The sequence below is a fragment of the Ignavibacteriota bacterium genome (genome assembly GCA_013285405.1).
Lineage (GTDB): Bacteria > Bacteroidota > Ignavibacteria > Ignavibacteriales > Ignavibacteriaceae > IGN2.
In genome coordinates, this window is the sequence record CP053446.1 from 3,705,058 (window position 1) to 3,724,310 (window position 19,253).

Annotated in this window: 21 protein-coding genes; 20 read left to right on the top strand and 1 reads right to left on the bottom strand. The window is 34.8% G+C overall.

All coding sequences use genetic code 11. From position 1 onward, the window contains the following. The first annotated feature begins 205 nt into the window (after positions 1-205). The 20 genes from HND39_16170 to HND39_16265 all read left to right on the top strand — a co-directional run bounded on the left by HND39_16170 (position 206) and on the right by HND39_16265 (position 17,738). Positions 206-808 (top strand): DUF4136 domain-containing protein, encoded by a 603-nt coding sequence (locus HND39_16170; protein ID QKJ97686.1) that lies wholly within the window; start codon positions 206-208, stop codon positions 806-808. A gap of 64 nt (positions 809-872) precedes the next feature. Beyond that, positions 873-1,508 carry an outer membrane beta-barrel protein gene (locus HND39_16175; protein ID QKJ97687.1) on the top strand — a complete coding sequence of 212 codons (636 nt, stop codon included), beginning with the start codon at positions 873-875 and terminating at the stop codon, positions 1,506-1,508. A gap of 40 nt (positions 1,509-1,548) precedes the next feature. Continuing rightward, complete coding sequence (locus HND39_16180) at positions 1,549-2,019, top strand: hypothetical protein (GenBank protein QKJ97688.1); 471 nt, start codon at positions 1,549-1,551, stop codon at positions 2,017-2,019. Between the two features lie 114 nt (positions 2,020-2,133). Continuing rightward, entirely contained in the window at positions 2,134-2,853 is a 720-nt protein-coding gene (locus HND39_16185) for a hypothetical protein (GenBank protein QKJ97689.1), read from the top strand. An 11-nt stretch (positions 2,854-2,864) separates the two neighbouring features. Next, positions 2,865-4,112 carry a glycerophosphodiester phosphodiesterase gene (locus HND39_16190; GenBank protein ID QKJ97690.1) on the top strand — a complete coding sequence of 416 codons (1,248 nt, stop codon included), beginning with the start codon at positions 2,865-2,867 and terminating at the stop codon, positions 4,110-4,112. A 10-nt stretch (positions 4,113-4,122) separates the two neighbouring features. After that, a complete protein-coding gene (locus HND39_16195) occupies positions 4,123-4,701 on the top strand; it encodes an outer membrane beta-barrel protein (protein QKJ97691.1) in 579 nt (192 codons plus the stop codon). 35 nt (positions 4,702-4,736) lie between these two features. After that, entirely contained in the window at positions 4,737-5,285 is a 549-nt protein-coding gene (locus tag HND39_16200) for a DUF4136 domain-containing protein (GenBank protein QKJ97692.1), read from the top strand. 35 nt (positions 5,286-5,320) lie between these two features. After that, entirely contained in the window at positions 5,321-5,932 is a 612-nt protein-coding gene (locus HND39_16205; protein QKJ97693.1) for a tetratricopeptide repeat protein, read from the top strand. 334 nt (positions 5,933-6,266) lie between these two features. Continuing rightward, on the top strand, positions 6,267-7,721 hold the full coding sequence (locus HND39_16210; GenBank protein QKJ97694.1) for a DUF3943 domain-containing protein: 1,455 nt from the start codon (positions 6,267-6,269) through the stop codon (positions 7,719-7,721). Between the two features lie 144 nt (positions 7,722-7,865). After that, positions 7,866-8,456 (top strand): hypothetical protein, encoded by a 591-nt coding sequence (locus tag HND39_16215; protein QKJ97695.1) that lies wholly within the window; start codon positions 7,866-7,868, stop codon positions 8,454-8,456. A 21-nt stretch (positions 8,457-8,477) separates the two neighbouring features. Further along, on the top strand, positions 8,478-9,527 hold the full coding sequence (locus HND39_16220; GenBank protein QKJ97696.1) for an AI-2E family transporter: 1,050 nt from the start codon (positions 8,478-8,480) through the stop codon (positions 9,525-9,527). A 3-nt stretch (positions 9,528-9,530) separates the two neighbouring features. Further along, complete coding sequence (locus tag HND39_16225) at positions 9,531-10,574, top strand: DUF481 domain-containing protein (GenBank protein QKJ97697.1); 1,044 nt, start codon at positions 9,531-9,533, stop codon at positions 10,572-10,574. A gap of 11 nt (positions 10,575-10,585) precedes the next feature. Further along, a complete protein-coding gene (locus HND39_16230; protein ID QKJ97698.1) occupies positions 10,586-11,941 on the top strand; it encodes a hypothetical protein in 1,356 nt (451 codons plus the stop codon). Positions 11,942-12,084: 143 nt separating this feature from the next. Then, positions 12,085-12,972 carry a VOC family protein gene (locus HND39_16235; protein QKJ97699.1) on the top strand — a complete coding sequence of 296 codons (888 nt, stop codon included), beginning with the start codon at positions 12,085-12,087 and terminating at the stop codon, positions 12,970-12,972. Then, on the top strand, positions 12,969-13,148 hold the full coding sequence (locus tag HND39_16240) for a hypothetical protein (protein QKJ97700.1): 180 nt from the start codon (positions 12,969-12,971) through the stop codon (positions 13,146-13,148). The genes HND39_16235 and HND39_16240 overlap by 4 nt, the downstream gene beginning before the upstream one ends. Positions 13,149-13,198: 50 nt before the next feature. Further along, positions 13,199-13,834, top strand: coding sequence for a hypothetical protein (locus tag HND39_16245; protein ID QKJ97701.1), 636 nt, complete (start codon positions 13,199-13,201; stop codon positions 13,832-13,834). Next, positions 13,834-14,676, top strand: coding sequence for an MBL fold metallo-hydrolase (locus HND39_16250; protein ID QKJ97702.1), 843 nt, complete (start codon positions 13,834-13,836; stop codon positions 14,674-14,676). Before HND39_16245 ends, HND39_16250 begins: the two co-directional genes overlap by 1 nt. A 32-nt stretch (positions 14,677-14,708) precedes the next feature. Then, entirely contained in the window at positions 14,709-15,368 is a 660-nt protein-coding gene (locus HND39_16255; GenBank protein QKJ97703.1) for an outer membrane beta-barrel protein, read from the top strand. 53 nt (positions 15,369-15,421) lie between these two features. Beyond that, complete coding sequence (locus HND39_16260) at positions 15,422-15,958, top strand: DUF4136 domain-containing protein (protein QKJ97704.1); 537 nt, start codon at positions 15,422-15,424, stop codon at positions 15,956-15,958. A gap of 169 nt (positions 15,959-16,127) precedes the next feature. Beyond that, positions 16,128-17,738 carry a T9SS type A sorting domain-containing protein gene (locus HND39_16265; protein ID QKJ97705.1) on the top strand — a complete coding sequence of 537 codons (1,611 nt, stop codon included), beginning with the start codon at positions 16,128-16,130 and terminating at the stop codon, positions 17,736-17,738. 20 nt (positions 17,739-17,758) lie between these two features. Here the strand turns inward: HND39_16265 and HND39_16270 are convergent, their stop codons facing one another. Beyond that, positions 17,759-19,066 carry a T9SS type A sorting domain-containing protein gene (locus HND39_16270; GenBank protein ID QKJ97706.1) on the bottom strand — a complete coding sequence of 436 codons (1,308 nt, stop codon included), beginning with the start codon at positions 19,064-19,066 and terminating at the stop codon, positions 17,759-17,761. Positions 19,067-19,253 lie beyond the last annotated feature (187 nt).

Sequence of the window (19,253 nt, forward strand, 5' to 3'; positions counted from 1 at the left end):
TTAATTTTGGAATTTAAAGCCAGGTTAGTAACACGATTGGCGTCATTATAATATAGGACTAAGTACCTATTTCAGCCAATATTGGCGTATGTTAATTTATTATAAATAAAATCAACATTTTTTATGTTTTATCACTCTAACATTGATGAATTCTGCAAAATAATTTTATAAGAGTAAATAACAAATTAATCGAAAGGTAAACAATATGAGAAAATCAACATTAAGCTTAATTATACTTATCGCAGCAACGATTGTATTATTACAATCCTGTTATCCGGGCGAGGAATTAACTTACAGTGATACTGATATCGTAGCAACTTTTTATGATAAAGAAGCAAACTTTGCTACTAAAACAACTTATGCTATGCCGGACACTATTTACAGGCTGGACGAGAATGGCGATCCAATTGTGGATCCCGGAACAAATGATCAAGCTACCATCAATAAAATAAAGGAAGAGCTTGAAGATTACGGATTTACAGAAGCGGCAACTGCTGCAGATGCAGATGTTCTTGTTATTTCTGTCGTTACCACAACAAGCTGGGTTTCGGGAGGATGTTATTATGATTGGTGGTATGGATGGTGGTATCCTTATTATGGCTGGTGTTATCCGGTTTACTACACTTACGATACAGGAACTTTACTCGTAGCAATGCTGGATAATGATGCGACTGAAGCAAGAACTGGGCTTTGGGTTGCAGCGATGAATGGATTACTTGGTGACAATAATGCGGGAACTTTAGATCGGATAAAGGACGGCATTGAACAAGCTTTCTCACAGTCACCATATCTTGGTGAAGGTAAGTAACCTGAAGAAATTCGTTTAAATCATTAATCAAAATTTGAAGTTAAAAATTTATAAGGATATCAAGATGAATATTTATCAAATAAAAATCTGGCAGATACTTGCCGTATTTGCTTTTACAACTTTACTGTTCAGCAGCAGCTTTGCGCAAAAAGAACAGTGGTATGGCGCTCTTACTTATTCTGTTTCAATACCATCCGGCGATACAAAAGATATTATTGACGAAGTTGGCTGGTGGGGAATGGAATTAGATTATCGGTATATGATTCAAAAGAATTTATCTGTTGGATTGTACTTTGGCTGGAACACAATGTATCAGAGAGTAACAGGATTAACTGAACTCAACACCGATCCACCGGGCGCTATTTATGGAACTCAGGATAATACAATTAATTCATTCCCGATAATGGCGAGTGTTCACTACTACTTCGGTGAAAGAAAACAATTAAGACCATACATCGGATTGAATGCTGGTGGATCAATTATGCTTCAGGAGAAAGCTGTTGGTATTTTCTTATGGAATAATGACCAATGGCAATGGGGTATTGCACCGGAAGCCGGGGTTGCAATTCCAGTTGAAAGAGATTTTGGAGTATTGATCAATGGAAAGTATAATATGTATTTCTCAGGTGAAGATGCGATCGGAAACGATATAAATAATTCATACTGGGCTATTAACGTTGGCTTTATTTGGGAACCATAGCAGATTCAGAAAATTTAATTCAGAAAAAGGAAGATTCAGAATGAAAAAATTATTTTTAGCTGCATTCTTATTATCATTCACTGGTGTATTTGCTCAGAATATGGATAATTACATTGAGCTTTTCAAATCTGATATAAAGACTGAAAGAAAAGCTATGATCACAGAAGTTATGAAATTTGATGAGAAACAAGCAGAAATTTTCTGGCCGATTTACAATGAATTTGAATATAAACTGGATAAGTTATCATCTACTCGTGTAGCAAACATTAAAGATTTTGCTGCAAATTATGATGTTCTATCCGATGAAAAAGCAAAACAGCTTATTGAAAATGCTTTTGATTTTCAGGAAGAACGTCTTGATTTGAATGAAGATTATTATGAAAAATTTTCTAAGGCTTTAGGCCCTATTGTCGCAGCTAAGTATATGCAGCTTGAATATGAGATCCAGTTGCTGATTGATCTCAGTATTAACTCAAATCTGCCTTTAGCTAAAAAGCCTGGAGGAAAGTAAAACAGAAAAAACTTATCGCCGGTTGAGATTATTCCTCAGCCGGTTTTTTTTAGAAATTTATTTACAATATTCGCATAAATTTAAGTTGTGTAATAATAAAAATCAGGCAACTAAATGAAAATTATTCTACTGTCGTTAATCAGTGTATTACTGGTTTATAATTTCACACCGATGGTATCTGCTCAACAGTTAAACTTTGATGAAAATACTTTCTTCTATCCCCACAAATATTATCAGGGGCAAATTATCAGTTCATTAGGTATTGCTTTAGCAAAATTACCTGAAGATGTAGTAGAAACTGATGATGTATTCAGAGCTCCGTTATTTTCCTATCGGATGAAATACGGTTTACCTTCTAATTTTTTAGCTGAGGGAAGTATAGAAACCAACATCGTTACTTTTAATTTTATGTTAGGTCCTAAATGGAATTTTGCGCTTGACAGGTTCGCATTTTCAGCAGGTACTGATTTATCATTCTACATAGGAAAACTTGAACAATTTGGTTTTGACACCAAGTTTAACGGATGGGCATTGTATCCAAACATCACTGCCGGTTATAGATTGAATAAATTCACTGTTTCTGTCAAATCAGAATTGGTATTCAATCTTGCTGAACAATCAAAAAATGGTGAATCAGAAATCGAAAACGATCTGGATTTTTTCAATGGATGGACAATCGGCGTTTACATCGAACAACCTTTCTGGGGAGATAACTATGTAGTTCTGGGTATAAGATCAACATTCCTGAAATTCTATTACCCGATGTGGGCAGCTTTCTCCACTTTCGATAGACAATTCTATATCCCGGAAGCAACTTTCACTTTTATCTTTTAACAAGAATGATTATGACAAAAGTAAAAATACTCCTTGCAAGCCTGCTTCTTTTTTACTCCTGTAATAACGAAGTTGAAGTAATTACACCGGTTGTTGATCCGAGTAATTTTCTTGATCAAACTTATCCGTTGCCAGACAATGTCAAACCGACTATGGAAGGCGTATATGAGGTTAGCAAAGGAACTAACCTGCTTGGTGATCAGGTTGTGGTGAAATGGAACAGAGACAGATTATCAATTTTTGCCGGAAAAAACGGTGGATACCTGGTGCTTGAAAGTGGATATCTCGACTCAGTTTTATTCTTTATTGGCTACTGGCGATATTCAACTAATACAGAAACAGGCGCTGCAAGTTTTTATATTCCTGCAAACGAAGGAGGAAGTGAAATTCTTTCAGGTGATACATCTTTTTCTACCATCAGATTCGTTGGTGAATATGGCATAGGAAACGAGCTGGCATCTACTCCACTCATTCTTAAATTCAAAAGACCTTTCAGTCAGGAAGTAAAACAAAATGACTTTGATATTTTAGCTCACCGGGGCGGTGGACGAAATTCTGATTATCTCGGAGTTTCTGAAAATTCGGTTGAGATGCTCGAAATAGCCGAAAGGTTTGGAACTAATGGAGTGGAGATTGATGCCCGTCTTACAAAGGATGGTATCCCATTTATTTATCATGATAAAGATATTAATCTTCGACTATGCCAGAAAAGTTTAATTTGGGGAAACATCGAAGATTTCACATGGGCTCAATTAAGAACTCTTGTTACATTACGAAATGGTGAAAAGATACCTTCGTTACGCGAGGCGCTGGAATATGTTTTAGAAGAGACAAATATTAAAGTTGTCTGGTTGGATACAAAAGATGTAGATGTAGTTCCTGCTTCTATTGCATTGTTGACAGAGATAAATGAGCGCGCAATTTTAATGGATAGAGATTTGAAAATTTATCTGGGTATTCCTGCAGATGATATTTTTGAAAAATTCCTTCAACAACCTGATTATCAGAATGTACCATCGCTTTGTGAATTATCAATAGATCAGGTAAGAGAAGCTAACTCACTGATTTGGGCACCAAGATGGACTCAGGGAATTCAGTCTGCAAATGTTCAGCAAATGCAATCTGAAGGAAGAAAAGTATTTACCTGGACTCTGGATGACGAAAACTATATTGAACAATTCATTAATGAAGGTCAGTTTGATGGCATTCTCACAAACTATCCCACTATAGTTTCGTATTATTACTATATTAAACAGTAGAGAACACTTTATGTATCTAAAAATATTAATTGCACTTGCTTTAATGACTTCTGCAGTATTACCTCAAGTCAACGATACTACCTATTCCCTTTCTACTGAAATCGGACTTGGTTATTCAAGATACTTCACAACGATGGATTACAATGACTTGAATAAGAACGGCTTCTCTGGAACTGTAAGAGTAATGTGGAATCCGGAACATTTGCTTAGTATCGGGCTGGAAACCGGTTATCAATATTTGTATTCAATCGATGTGAGTGACTACGATACAGAGTTTGGAACTACAGATTTATCTGCTTCGATGTATACTATTCCTGTGTTCATTGTTTTCTCAATGAAGGTTTTACCAAATTTTAGTATAAGTGCTGGCTCAGGAATGTATTTACTCTATAATTCGGGTGAAGCTTTCGGAGATAATCTTAGCAGCAATCAGATTAGTATTGGTGCTCATACAGGAATCTCTTACACATACCCAATCAATGAATCAATGGCTGTAGGTGGAGAATTACTTTATTCTTATTTTTCTAAATTACAAGATCAGACAGTTGCTATACAATTTTTATTTATTTACGATTTTTTGAAATGGTAAAAACACAAATAACAAAACATAAATGGAGTTCAAAAATGAATTTAACTAAAATATTTTTTATCAGCTTATGCACAACAGCATTATTTTTTCTAATAAGTTGTTCATCAATATCAGTTCATCAGGACTATGATCCAGAGTATGATTTTTCAAAACTGAAAACTTATGGATTTATTCCTCTTTCAACTGAGTCAGGCATTGATCAGCTAAGTGCAGATAAATTAGATGCTGCAATAAAGAATGAATTAAATGCAAAAGGATATTCACCTTCTGACAAGAGTGATTTTGGAATTGCACTAATGTTCAGTTCCAAGACAAAAACTAATATTCAGTCTTATGGATACGGTTATGGTTATGGTTATTGGGGCAGACCAGGAATGTACGGAACCGGAGGAGTGGATGTAACTCAATATGATGAAGGCACACTTGTTATAGACATAATTGATATGACTGAACAAAAACTGGTTTGGAGAGGAATTGGTTCAGGTGCAATGGAACAATCACCAACTGTTGAAGAGAGAACTGAAAATATTAATAATGCTGTTAATCAGATACTTGCTCAATTTCCGCCAACCAAAGGTGAATAATAATCTTTAATATATTATTGAAGGAGAAAAAAGAAATGTTTAATTCATTCAGAATAATCGTATTTATTTATACATTTATTTTTTTACCACAATACTTTTGTCAATCAACCTCTGAGTATGTAAAAGCCGGATTTAACGACTATAAGAGTGGGAATTATAAATCTGCTATCGAAAAGTTTACTCAGGCACTTGCAACTGAATCTTCAGAAATTAATCGTGAAACTACTAAATCATCTGAAATAACTTACACTGATAAACAAGAAAAGTCAGATGTTGATGTGAGCAAAAGAACTCACACAAAAACAAGCAAACGAACTTATACCAATTCAACTGAAAAAGAATATGTTGATACTAAAATGAAAAGTTATGTTTCCAGTTCCCTTGAATATCAGGGTGATGAACCAGCTAAAATTTATCTTTACAGAGGCTGGACATTTTTTCAATCGGGTAATAAAGAAGCCGCATTAAACGATTTTGATAAAGCCGTAAGCCTTGATCCTAACCTTTCAGAGATATATTTCCGCAGGGCAATTTTGAGTTATGAAGTTGATCCGGATAAAGCTTGTCCAAATCTTCTAAAAGCAATTGAACAAGGTCATAAATCAGCTCAAGAATTATTTAATTTGATTTGTAAAGAAGAACAATAGCTGTTAAAATTTGATTAAAGTTTTGAAAATAATAAATAGAGACTTCTGAAAAATTATAATTTGTCCTATTGAACGACCTGCCTGCCGGCAAGGCAGGAGTGATTTATCTTGTTTTTAAATTAAAAAAAGTCCCTTTATCCGGCAGCCGTCGGATTCAGAGTGACACATCGATAATAATTCAGAAGTCTCAAATAATTATTCTTTGTGATTATTTTCAGAATACGTTTTCATTACTGTCATACAGAGAGAGCAACATTGGATGAAACTTTTCTACTATTTTAAATTATCCTTCCAATCACTCCTTTTTATTTTCTATATATTGTCATGCAATATAATGGCACAAAACAGAGAATATATTTATTCCGCGAAAGGACAGGAAGAATTTCATCAATCATTTTATATGGCTAAGTACAGATTAAATAATCAAGTGAATTCCAACCAAAGGAATAACCTGATATTTAAGAACGGATATAATAACAAATGGGGTTCAGTAAACATTCCCGCCGGATTATTGAATGATGACTTCAAACCTTGGGAATCAGAAAAACATTTTTTGGTTGGAGTCGGAGAAATTGCAATTCTTGAATTTATTCCATGGGCGCTTGCTAAATGGATAAGACATTGGGAAGATCCTGCTGATAACTGGGCAAATGTATCTTCCAAAACCTGGTGGAGTAATCTTCAAAATGGATTTGAGTATGATGGCGATAATTTTCTTACAAATAATTTTTCACACCCGTACCACGGTGCTTTATTTTTTAACGCAGGAAGAACAAATGGTTATAATTTCTGGGAATCATCTGCTTTTTCGCTAACTGGAAGTGCTATATGGGAATTTTTTGGTGAGACTTTTCGTCCATCATTTAACGACTGGATTTACACGGGTGTTGGTGGTGCTAATCTTGGTGAAATATTATATCGGTTATCATCTATGGTTACTGATAACCGGGCAACAGGATCTGAAAGAGTCTGGTCTGAAATTTTTGGAACACTCCTTAATCCTGTGCGAGGATTTAACAGAGCAATTTCCGGCGAGATGGGACAAAATTTTGACAACCCTGAATGGAGCAAACCAAAAGATTTCTTAATTACTTTTGACGGTGGTTCAAGATCCATTGACAAGGATGGTGACAAACATTATGTATCCAAAGAAGTTGAGGGGTTATTCACTTTAAACCTCGCTTACGGTAATCGTTTTAAAGTAAAGCAGCCATTTGATTTTTTCGGTTTTGAATTTGCAATTGCTTCCAACCAACCTCACTTTACTACGATGAACAGTACAGGATTTCTTTTTGGATGGGAGGTGGAAAAAAATAAACATCGATTTGATGTAAGTCTCGACTTCAATTTTAATGACCTTATTAAAGAAGAATATTCAGAGACTGATACGGTTTACAAGGGATTTTTATTCGGTGCAACACAATTATTCCCTCACCTTTCTTCTCTTTTCCCTATTGGAGAAAAAACTAATTTGATAACCCGTGTCGGAATAAACGGAATGATGATGGCTGCAACTCCAAACGACTACTATGTAGATGTTGAAGGAAGGACAAATGATTTTGGTCCTGGTGTAGGACTCAGAGTTTACACCGCAATTCAAAACGGAATCTGGAATTATGTCAGCCTGATGTACTACGGTGCCTGGCTTTGGACTCAATCACAACCTGATAATTCCAAACATCACATTCACTTTCTGATTTTGGATGCACAATATCCGATTACAAAGTACTTCTCCATTGGATTTAGTACCCGGTATTTATTGGAGAGCAAGTTATTACGATGCTTATGAAGATATTATAAATGGCATTGAATACAGAAGAGAAGCCAGCGATGTTTTTAAAACTCATCCGGTTGGAAGAATATTTTTCAGAACAGCTATTCTCGATTTATAATTAAATGAAATCAAACGAAATTTCTTTTAGGGAAACTGAATATGAATAAAATAATTTTTACGATAATAATTTTGATTTCAGCCGGCTCGGTGTTTTATGGTTCAGCACAATCAGATAGTTACATTAAAAACAGAATTTTTATTGAAGGATTATACATAAGAAACCTTGGAGATTTTTCCAGCGTCTGGTCAAATGCTTCAGGTGGATATGTTGGATACGGAATTGCTTTTCCTGACCATAATTATCTTATGATGCGTGCTGGTCTGATCAGCAATAAACTTAAAGATGAATTCAACTCTCAGGGGAATTCGGTTTATGACGATGCATATTTAACTATGGTTCCGGTTGAAATCGGCGGACGCTATTATTTTATAAACAATATGATTATGCCATTCGCTCAGTTTATGACTGGATTAAATTTAGTCTTTGGCAATGAAGATCTTGTTGGTGAAAATGATCAAAAAAATCTTGTTAAATTTGCCTGGCAGGTTGGTTTAGGTTTTACAATCAATATTATCAATAACATTAGTGTGGATGCAGGTGTGAATTATCAGTCAAATTTTTATGACGATGATGCTATGAATACCGGTTTTGAATATAATTTTGGGATTGGTTACGCACTAAGCAATTAACTAATAAAAATATTTTTAAGTTTGAATAATACAACGAATACTTCATCCAAAACATTTCAACTGATGGTTATCATTGCCAGCTTTGTGATAGTTGTAGCAGGAATGAAAGCGGCTGAATCCATCGTTGTTCCATTTTTACTTTCATTGTTTATTTCCATAATTGCACTCCCTCCTTATCTCTGGTTGCAGCAGAAAAGAATACCAAAAGCATTCGCTCTTGTACTGATTATACTGGTATTCCTGTTGTTCATCTTTTTAATCGGGTTACTTATCGGTACATCAATTAATGATTTTTCTGTAAAACTGCCGTTCTATGAACAAAAACTTCAAAGTCAGACTCAGGATTTAATTATTTGGTTAAAGGAGAAAAAATTTATCGAGTCTGATTTTCAAATCGCATCTCAGTTCAATCCCGGTGTAATCTTGCAGATTACAGGAGATGTGTTTAACCAGATAAGTAATCTTTTCGCTAACGGTTTTCTGATTTTACTCACAATAATATTTATTCTGCTTGAAGAAGCAAGTTTACCAGTAAAATTGAAATTGATGTTTTCAAATCCTGAGGAATCAATAAGTAGAATTCAAACCGTAACAAGAAACATAAATAAATATATTACATTGAAAACTATAATGAACTTATGTAATGCTATTCTTGTTACAATATTTCTTTTTTTTATGGATGTTGACTATTATTTGCTCTGGGGTTTATTAGCTTTACTACTCAATTACATCCCTACTATCGGCTCATTCTTCGCATTATTACCGCCGGCTTTATTAGCGCTTGTTCAGTTCGGATTTATTGAAGCAATTGTGGTTGTAATTGGTTTCGTTTTTATTAACACACTTATCGGAAATATTATCGAACCGAGATTTATGGGAAAAGGTTTGGGACTTTCTACTCTTGTAGTATTTCTTTCACTTATATTCTGGGGATGGGTACTCGGTCCGATAGGAATGCTGCTTTCTGTCCCACTAACTATTACAATCAAAATTGCACTCGATAGTTCTGATGAAACGCGGTGGCTGGCAATACTTCTTGGCAACGAAAATGCCGGACAGAATTTAAGATAGTCTATGTCCCTGCTTTCAAATAAAAATTCTAATCTGAGTTTAAGTTTACTCATCTTTCTGTTGTTTAGTATTCAATTATTTGCTCAGAAAACTGACATTGTTACTTTACTTAATGGTGATAAGATAACTGGTGAAGTAAAATATTTAAGAGTTGGTATTCTGACATTTAAAACAGATAATATGGAAACTGTTAGTATCCAATGGAATAAAATTCAAAGCATCGAAACTCAGAATTATTTTGAAATAGAAGTTGCTGATGGCAGAGTTTTTTTTGGATCAATCGCTCCTTCCGATAATGAAGGAATGATGATTGTAAAAGGAGTTACTCTTGATCATAACTTATTTATGAAATACATAGTACGGATAAACAGGATAAAAGAATCCTTCTGGGATATACTTGATGGCTATGTTAAATTTGGTTTCAGTTTTACAAAAGCAAGCCAGATCGGACAGATAAGTTTTGGTGGTAATGCAAAATACCGGACAAAAATAAATGTGTCAGAATTATCACTAAACTCAGTCATCACAACAACTGAAAAAGAGGCAACTTCGAGTAAGAATGATTTATCATTTTCATATCAACATAACCTTGAGCACGAATGGTTTGCCGGAGGGATTGCATCACTCCAGGAAAATAGTGAACTTGGAATAAAGCTGCGAACATCATTAGGCGGTGGAATAGGAAATAATTTTATCCAATCTCAAAATCAATGGCTCTACACACTGGCGGGTTTATCCGTTAACAGAGAAGTAAAAACTGATAACACTGAAGCTAAATTTAATGTTGAAGGTTTAATCAACGTGCAGTATCAGCTATTTAAATATGATCATCCTAAGGCAAATTTTTTAACTTATATTTACGTATTTCCAAGTCTTAATGATTTTGGCAGATACAGATTTAATTACAATGCACAATTAAGCTGGGAAATTTTTATTGATTTTTATTGGGATCTAACCTTCTATTTTGAATATGATAATGAGCCTCAATCCGAAAATTCTTCGCAATCAGATTACAGGATTGATACTTCAATTAAATTTGAATTCTAAGGAGTAAAGCTATGAGATTGTTTCTGAATTCTGTTTGCATAATCATTTTCTTTTTTATCACTCTTTCTTATAAACTTCCGGCTCAGGAAAATAATTATTGGAATATCCAATACGGAACAAGATCAACATTGCTTGGTGGATCAGTTATAGGCAGCGTTTCTGATTTAAGCGCTACTTTTTATAACCCGGGGGCGATTGCTCTATTTCCGGACGTTAAATTCATCTTAAGTGCTCAGGTATATCAACTTGATAATTATACTGTAAAGGATGGTGCGGCAGAAGGAAGAGATCTTGATTATTCTTCCATAGTCCCATCTCCAAATTTTGTAGCGTTTGATTTTGATTTTGATTTTTTGGGTGACGACAGGTTAGCTTTGTCAATCCTGACAAGACAAAATGCCAATGTGGAATTCTCAACCAGAATTATTGATTCTTTAGAAATAATTGAATCTTCGCCCGGTAAAGAAAGTTTTGCAGGAGGTATTAATCTTGAAAAGAAATTTAGTGATGTTTGGGGAGGAATAACTTATTCATCAAAGCTCTCTGAAAAGATTGGAATCGGAATAACAGGATATATTTCTTATAGGAGTTATTCAGCTTCAACTTTAACAATTCTACAGGCTCTCAAATCGGATGGAGATATTGCATCCTATTCTGATATTTCTAACTACCAATTCAGTAATTGCAGAGCTCTGGCTAAAGCCGGAATTGGTTTTAACTTTAATCCGTTAACTTTCGGCTTAACGTTTACTACCCCAAGTATAAATATTTTTGGCAGCGGATCGGTCGGTACACATTTATTTGCTTCAGGATTTGATACCGCAAGATTCGAAAGTAATTACCAGGATGATGTCAAATCAAAATTTAATTCTTCGTGGGCAGTTGGGGCTGGTGGAGCCTATAGATTAAATAAATTCAAAATCCATTTGAGTGCAGAATGGTATAATGCAATTGATAAATATAATGTGATGGACACAAAGCCATTTATTGCACAAAGTTCAGGAGCAGAAATTTCTAATGATTTATCTCATGAAGCTAAAAGTGTAATTAATTATGGAATTGGTCTGGATTATTTTGCAAATGATAATCTGATTTTTTCTTTTAGTTTTACAGGCGACAACTCAGCTTTCGTGGAAGGAACAATAACCAATTTAGCACCTTACAATTCCTGGGATTTAATACATCTCGCGGCAGGTTCTTCATTCAAACTCTGGAAGTCAGATATTACAGTTGGAATCGTTTATTCATTTGGTTCGCAAGTCCTTGAAAATAAAATCAATATTCTTCCTGATGAAGAAGGTATGATTGAACGTGATTCAGAACTTAAGTACACCCAGATTAAAGCTCTTTTAGGTTTTGAATTTTAATCTGTTTTACAATGTTTTTTGCATATTTTTTTACCATTGAAATCATGAATTCTTTTAGATTTATCTTAATCAGGTTTACAATCAATTATTCTGACAATGAACTTGAATTAATAATTAAAAAATAACTTTAATAATCTATTTACATGCTTAGAACTAATTTATTAATAACAACTACAATATTACTTTTCATTTCCTGTTCACCAGAATTACCGGTAGTACCTCCGATCAATACTACTCCAACTAATGAATTTCATCCCGGAAAATTTGTCTGGTGGGATTTAATGACGTACGATATTCCTTCAGTTAAAATATTTTATTCCGAATTATTCGGCTGGACTTACCTTGACGTCGGAGAATCCGATAATGATTATACTGTTGTACTTCAGGATGGAAAACCAATAGCTGGTATGTTTAAGTTAAGAGATGTTGATCCGAAACAAGGTTTCTCTCAGTGGATAAGTTATTTATCTGTTGCAGATATGAATCAATCTATAAATTACGTAAAAGCCAACGGAGGAAAAATTTATAGGGAACCCTTTGAATTACCAAATCGTGGAGCGATAGCTTTTATCTTTGATTCACAACAAGCGATAATTGCATTAGTTAAATCAAGTAGTGGTGATCCTGTTGATCAGGATCCGGTTTACAATCGATGGTTCTGGACGGAGCTATGGACCAATGATGTTGACAACTCAATAAAATTTTATAAGGAATTATGCAGATATAATAATCGGATATTCGATACACGCGCAGATAATAAATACTACGTGCTTGAAAACGAAAACAGACCTCGTGCAGGTATTGTTAAAATTCCATTTGAAAATGTTAAGCCCCACTGGATGCCATACATAGCAGTAAAAGATCCATCTGAAATCGTAAAAAAAGTTGAGCAGCTCGGTGGAACTGTTTATCTTAGTACAGAAGGCATCGCAGGAAATAATGCTGCAATAATTGCTGATCCATCCGGTGCAGTTTTCACAGTTCAAAAATGGCCTTTGGAAAAAGGTGAATTTAATGAGGTGAAGGAATGAAAAATAAAATTAAATTACTCATCATCAGTATTATTTTATTGACCTTGCTGGTATTGTCGGGATGCGGTACCGGACAGGTTAGTGTTGGAATTGGTGTTTATGTCCCGGGTGCTTGGGGTGGTCCATACAGTCCGGGCTATTATCCACCTGTTGGTGTTGGTTATCCACTTTATTAAATATAAAAATTAAATAAATATTTCATTATAAAACTGATCGGAAATTTTAAATGTATAAATCTTTACTTACTCTACTATTTTTCCTGACAATTCTGTTGATGACTTTTGTTTCTTGTTCATCTACAAAAACTCAAATAATTGGTGAATGGCAGGATGATTCATTTCAAAAAGGTAATATTGATAAAGTTCTTGTGCTTGGAATTGTTAATAAAGATAAACCTCTTCTTAGAAGAAATTTTGAAGATGGGATGGCAAAAGCTTTTAATGATCATGGTATTACTGCGATTGTTTCAATGGATCACATGCCTTATGACGTAGCAATCGACTCAACAACTTTCGAAAAATATTTTAAAGAGCTTGATATTGATGCTGTTGTTGTTTCCAGACTTGTTGGTATGGATGCATCACGTGATTACACAGCCGGTTACTTATATACCATTCCATTTAGTTCATACTACGGTTTTTATGGTTATTATTATTCCGGATTAGAATATGCAAACAGTTCTGGTTATTTATCGCAGAACGTAGTTGTCGTTCTCGAAACAAATGTCTATGAAACTGCTGACAAAAAATTAATCTGGAGTGGTGTATCCGAAACTGTAGATCCTGATAAAGCATCTGATGTAATAAATTCGTTTTCTGATGAACTTGTAACAAAACTTCAAAGTGAAGGTTACCTTAAATAATGTTTGTTAAATTTTATAGAACTCGCGGTTCAATTCCTGTCTGCCATCCGGATTTTCAGGAGTTTGGTGGAAACACTACCTGCATCCAAATAAAGGAAAAGGAATCAAAAAATATTGCTGTTCTAGATGCAGGAACCGGAATCAGAGAATTAGGGAAAGAATTTCTAAAGAGTGGGCATAAACAGGACGAGATCTTTATAGCTTTCTCTCATTTTCATTGGGATCATATTCAAGGTTTCCCGTTCTTTGCACCTGCATTTAATAAAAAACAAAAAATAAATATACTCGCTATGGGTTGGGGAAAACAGATAACCTGCCTTAAAGATATTTTCAAAACTCAGATGCAAAAAGAGTTTTTCCCGATTCAACTTGAAAAGATGGGCGCTCGTTTCAGATTTATGCTTCTGGAAAAAACAACAAAAGTTTTTAAAACTCAAACAAAAAAACCAAAATCTGTAAACGTAAAGTCTTATAAACACAGACATCCGGGTGGTGCTTACAGCTACCGAATTGAATTAGACGAAAAGGTATTAGTTTTTTGTACTGATATTGAATATGGTTCTTCTATTGATGAAAAGATAATAAAGTTTTCTGCGGATGCTGATCTTTTGATACACGATGCTCAATTCACTAATGAAGAACTTAAAAACAGAAAAGGCTGGGGTCATAGCAGTTTCGACCAGGCAATTGAAGTTGCTGAGAGAGCAAATGTAAAATTGTTGGCTCTCACACATCATGATCCTGATCATGATGATATATTTCTAAAAAAGATGGAACGAAAATGTCAATCGAGGTTTAAAAATTGTTTTCTCGCAAGAGAAAAAATGGAAATTGAATTGTGAACTATTAATTCATTTAAACAACAGGAGAAAAAATGAAAAAATATTTGCTGTCTATTATGTGTATCATGGGTCTGACTTTTAATTGCTATGCACAGGCTGGATACGGAACAGAACTGACCGGAAATTTATTAATTCCATTAGGAAAATATGCCGATGATTATAGCCCCGGTTTCGGTGCATTAGTAGGTTTCTATTATGATATTGAAGAAAATTTCCGATTGGCGTTTGTTACCGGCTATTTAAGATCAAGCATTAATGAAAGCAAATTCAATGGTGATTTTACAAGTGGCGGTCAACAAGGAACTATTGATGTATCTGGTGGTGTTTCAACTATTCCGGCATTACTTAGTTTACGTCTCATCTCCCCCGGACCAGGAATGAGAATGTATGCATTAGTTGAGTTAGGACTTTATACATATAAAACTGATATCAGCGGAACTTATACATTAGGTGGTGTTTCAACACCGGTGGATGAATCAGAATACAGATTTGAAGGAGGATTTGCTGCTGGTGGCGGCGTTTTATTTCCTTTGAATGAAGAACTTTCAATAGATGCCAATCTCAGATACCACTGGATTAACGACTCAGAATATTCTGATGTTCCTACAACTGATGGAACTTATCTGGGAAGCAGTAAGATTTTCTCGATAGGGCTTGGTGTTAACTGGTTTTTCCCAATGAAGAAACCTTAAGTAAACTTAGTAAGTCTAAATAAATAAAATTTAAAACAATATATGGAATCTCAATGATAAAGTATTTTTTAATTCCTGCATTATTATTTGGTGCAATTGCCTGTTCATCTGTTTCAACTACAAGCGACTACAATCCTGATGCGGATTTTACCTCATATAAATCATTCTGTATTTATGATGGCGTTATAAAAGATAGCGAACTTGAGTCAAGACCACTTGCAAAGAAAAGAATTTTTGAAGCCATCACAAATGAAATGCAGAAAAAAGGATTAACTCTGTCAGATTCGACAAATGCATCATTACTAATTTATGTCCACGCCGGTACTACTGAAAAAATGAACGTCACGGATTACGGTTATGGATATGGTGGATGGTGGGGACCTTATCCTTATGGAAAAAATATAGACGTTTCATATTATACTCAAGGTTCATTGATGATAGATTTTGTAGATAATTCTAAAGATGAACTTGTTTGGGCTGGAATTGGTACTGCTGCATTGCAGGATCAGGGAACGCCTGAAGAACGGCAAGCATTTATTGATGAAGCGGTTGCAAAAATTTTAAGTCAATACCCACCGGAAAAAGAATAAACTTTCTATCAGAAATTATCCAGGGCTGTCGAATCTGCCAGACAGCCCATTTTTCCCATTAAATTATTTTCCTTAAAAAATTAATCTTACAAAGATGCCAACGATTTATCTTACAATTAATTATCATAATTGTTATCTTTGAAAAAGAATTAAGAACAGGAAATTTATAATGCTCATTCACACAAAATTGTTCAGTTTTATCTTACTCTCAACATACATTCTTGCTCAAAATTCAGAAAAGCAGACTTCATTGTTAATCGGTGAAAATTTTAGAATTTTTCCAGGCAATGCATCCCAGACCGAAGTCTTTTCGATAAACCATCCTTATAATCCGGATATAATTTTCGTATCGGCAAACACTATAGTTTTCAGCCCGTTTTTTATTAGTGAAGGGATTTATGTTACTTCTAATGGTGGAAATAACTGGTATGGTTCTGATACTTGCAAAGGCACACCCATTCAATTGCATGGCGGCGATCCTGGAATTACTATAAATAAAAACGGCACTTTTATTTTAACCAGACGCGGGTTTTCTCCCGGATTATATTCACATTACTCTACTGATAATGGAATAACTTGGTCTAATCAGAAAACGATTACAAACGACGATCTTGAAAGGGCCTCAATGACATCTGATGTTCATCCATCAAGTTCATATTACGGAAGAAGCTATGCTGCCTGGGTCAAATTTGCTCCTCCATTTCCAATTAATTTTGCGTACACTGACAATGGAGGTTTAACATGGTCAACTCCGGTTGCTATTAACAATCCTATTCAACGAAGTGCCGGAGGTGATATGGCGATGGGTCCAAACGGCAAAGTTTTGGTTTGCTGGGCTGGTGTTACTTCTGTTTCTCCCTTTACTGAAGACTTTGTTGGATTTGCTTACTCAACGAATGGCGGAACTAACTGGCAGCGTACAGAGAATGCATTTGATATAAATGGAATCAACGGATTGTTCCCACAAAAAGGAAATATCAGAGTAAACGGTTTACCTGATATTGCAGTGGATACAACTGGTGGTTCACGAAATGGCTGGATATACATAATTACAACTCAACGAAATCTGGCGCCTGCAGGTAGTGATCCGGATGTTATACTTAATCGTTCAACCGATGGAGGACAAACCTGGTCAGCCGGAATCAGAGTTAATCAGGACCCGATTAATAACGGAAAGATTCAATACTTCCCTGCTATTCACGTTGATAAGACAGGTGGATTGAATATAATTTTTTATGATGACCGGAATACAACTCCGGATTCAACAGGAGTATTTTTAGCCCGATCTGAAGATGGTGGAAATACATGGAAAGAATTTGAAATAAGTGATAAGAATTTTAAACCAATACCAATTGGAGGTTTGGGGCAAGGTTATCAGGGCGATAATATTTCAATCACTTCTGCAAATAACAAACTTTGGCCATTCTGGATGGATAACAGAACTGGTGTTTATCAGATTTGGACAGTGCCAATTGATATTTCATTGGTTAATGTTGAGCCATCTTCGGAAGCGATTTCTGAATTTCAACTAGAACAAAATTACCCTAATCCTTTTAATCCAAATACAAAAATAAGATTTCGGATTTCGGATTTCGGATTTGTATCTTTAAAAATATTTGACGTTTTAGGAAATGAAATTGCGACGTTAATAAATGAAGAAAAACCGATGGGTAATTATGAAGTCGAATTTATTACAAATGATAAATCTAGTGGGATTTATTTCTATCAATTAACTGCAGGTTCGTTTACAGATACAAAGAAGATGATATTACTGAGATAAATATTAATTACAACTGAAAATTATTTTAGCAGCATCATTTTTTTTGTTATCACATTACCATTCACACTTAGCTGGATAAAGTATATACCGCTCGCTACATTGATTGCATTCCATTCAATTTCATAACTTCCGCTTTCCTTGTAATCATTTATCAATGTTTGAATTTGACCACCGAGAGTATTAAATATTTTGATTGTTGCATATCCGGGCTCATTCAAATTATACCTGATTGTTGTGGCTGGATTGAATGGGTTAGGATAATTCTGAAATAAAGTAAAATCCTGAACTACATCTGATATCTGATTAACATTATTTGGCTTTTGATACTTGTATTTAAGTATCACTCCTTCTTCACCAACTGCAAATCCGGTAAGTGAGTCAGTAAAGATAATGTCATACAATCTTGAACTATCAGGTGTTGTATAACTTGTCCATGTTTGACCATAATCGAAAGTTGTAACAAAATTTTCGGAGGTAGGTACAACAGCCCATCCTTCATTTTCAGTTCTAAATGAAACGGCATGAGCTTGACCAAATACTCCAATTTCAAAGTAGTTCCACGAATTTCCTGCATCTGTCGAATGTAAGATACCGACACCAAATAAATCAGGATCCCCACCTACACCCATAACGTGAGTTGAGTCGAAGAAATGAATATCATAAACCTGATCAGCTGGTGCAAAAGCAGTATCAATCGCAGTCCAGTTTCCTCCTGCATTCGTGGTTCGCCAGATTACTCCGGCAATATCAAATCTTCCGCCACAAGCATACCCATAAATATCATTGTAAAATTTGAAATCAATGACAGGAAAGAATGCAAACGTACTCGTATCGATTTTTGCAGGCTCCCAGTTAATTCCTCCGTCAGTTGTTTGAAGGAATTTAGTTGGCTCACCACCGGCAAAACCTTTTAACGTATCAATAAAATAAATTCCCCTGAGAAAAACATTCTCTTCTCTGTACTGACTGACACTCCAGGTCTGACCACCATCGGTAGTTGTTAAAATCTCCGTTCCATAAAATGTACTATTTTTATCTAACACATCAGCCCACGCTAATGCCCAGGCTCTGTTGTTATCAAGAAAAAACAAACGCATTATTTTATTGTTTGTATTAGTCTGCTGTTGAACCCAATTTGTTCCACCATCACTTGTGTAAAAGATTGCACCAGAATCCCCACCAACCCAGCCATGAAGGCTGTCAGCAAAGTGAAGTGTTCTTAAAAAATTATCTGTGGGACTGTCTATGCGTTCCCAAAAGTTTTGACCAAATATTGGTTTACTTAAAAGTATTAAAAGGTTTAAAATGAAGATTTTTAGAAGATTCATTTCCGGATAAATGTATTTATTACTGGTAAAAAGATAATAAATATTTCAGTAAAACAATTCATATTTTTTTTACCGATCAGAAGTTAAGCTACAATTAGAGACTTCTGAATTATTATTTATGCATCACTCTGAATCCGGCAGCTGCCGAATGAAGAGTCTCTTTGTAATTTAAAAAACAAGATATTTA